The sequence below is a fragment of the Vibrio genomosp. F10 str. ZF-129 genome, assembly GCF_000287055.2.
Lineage (GTDB): Bacteria > Pseudomonadota > Gammaproteobacteria > Enterobacterales > Vibrionaceae > Vibrio.
This window is the reverse complement of sequence record NZ_AJYQ02000133.1, coordinates 1-1721: the sequence shown is the minus strand read 5'-3', so window position 1 is coordinate 1721 and position 1721 is coordinate 1. Positions and strand designations below refer to the sequence as shown.

Annotated in this window: 1 protein-coding gene; it reads left to right on the top strand. The window is 42.5% G+C overall.

The window, feature by feature from the left end:
* Positions 1–1197 precede the first annotated feature (1197 nt).
* On the top strand, positions 1198–1575 hold the full coding sequence (locus tag A1QO_RS18220; RefSeq protein ID WP_017041374.1) for a hypothetical protein: 378 nt from the start codon (positions 1198–1200) through the stop codon (positions 1573–1575).
* Positions 1576–1721: the final 146 nt, after the last annotated feature.

The window sequence follows — 1721 nt, the reverse complement described above, 5'->3', positions numbered from 1 at the left end:
CGCCACTTAGTAAGGCGTTATGTTTACTTGAAATTCAAAGGCTTAAAATTCTTAGGCACTAGTTCTTTGTCCCTTTGGCAATTCGTCCCTAGTAGACTCAGCAAATCCGCATTGTCGGTCAAAGTTCTTGAATCTCTCAACCCGTAAAACATGCCAATGTTCGCGTGTTGCTTCATTGTCAGGTCGTGGCGGTTGGCTTCTGGTTTAACTGGCTCAAAGTCGCTTCTAGGTTCTTAGCCAATTAGCATTTAGGCTTGGCAGTTGCCTCGGCAATTTGCCATTGTTTGATGCTTTGGTTGGAAAGACAGGGCGCTTGTTGGAGCATAGTCGGGTTGCCTCATTGGGCAGGGAAGTGGACTTGCTAGTTTTAGGCTGGTCGCTTTTGGCGGCCAAGTTGGTTCTAGCCTTGTGGTTTGCTTCAGAAAACTAGTTAGAAATAGCAGTTCTTTCTCAAGTAAATCATGTATTTGTGGTAAAACATAACAAACAATTCAACAGTGATTCGCAACGCTTGGCGCTCTCACTTCGGGTTGAATTTTGTGTTTACGGTGCAGTGGTTTAGTTCAGTGTCTGCGCTGCTCACACGTTAATTGGGCGTTATGTTTACTTGTATTTCAAAGGCTTAAAGGTCTTAGGCTTTAGTTCTTTGTCCCTCGAGCAATTCGTCCCTAGTAGACTCAGCAAATCCGCATTGTCGGTCTAAGCTCTTGAATCTTTCAGCCCGTAAAACATGTCAATGTTCGTGGGTTGCTTCATTGTCAGGTCGTGGCGGTTTGCTTCTGGTTTAACTGGCTCAAAGTCGCTTTTAGGTTCTTAGCCAATTAGCACTTCGGCTTGGCAGTTGCCTCGGCAATTCAACATTGTTTTGCACTTTGGTTGGAAAGACAGGGCGCTTGTTGGTGCTTAGTCGGGTTGCCTCATTGGGCAGGGAAGTGGAATTACTGATTTTGGGTTAGTCGCCTTTGGTGGTCAAGTCGGTTCCAGCCTTGTGGTTTACTTCAGAAAACTAGTCGGAAGTAGCAGTTCTTTCTCAAGTAAATCATGTGTTTGTGGTAAAACATAACAAACAATTCAAGCTGATTCGTAACGCTTGGCACTTTTGGTTTGAATCAGTTTCAGTGTTTAGGGTGCAAAATTCAGGTTTGGCGGTAGCGTTACTCACAACTTAATTGGGCGTTATGTTTACAAGGAGTATATATGAATACTTGGATTTTCAGTGCAGGAATAATCGGTTTGTTTACATCCTGCGTTCATATCTTTGCAGGGCAAATGGATCCGGTTAGACCTTTTCTTAAATCAGATTTGGCAGACATTCCTAAAGCGACATTGCTAGCCTGTTGGCATATGGTATCAGCTATTCTTGTCCTTTGTGGGTTTGTATTAACTTATGTTGGTTGGTTTAACTTAGACTCATTTCAAAATGTGGTCATCGGAATATCTGTATCTTTCATCACTTTTTCATTTGTGTTTATTGGTGTCGGTTGGTACTTTTTTAAAATTAAAACGTTCATAAAGTTACCTCAGTGGGTGTTACTTTTACCTATTGGGATTTTAGGCTTAATCGGGGTGATGTAAACATAACAAAGCGTTTAAGACGGATTCACAACGCTCGGTATTTTCGGTTTGGTTTAGTTTTAGTGTTTACGGCACAATGGCTTAGGCTGGGTGGTAGTGTTGTTCACCACTTAACACGGCGTTAAGACTCGCTGTGATTTTTTGGC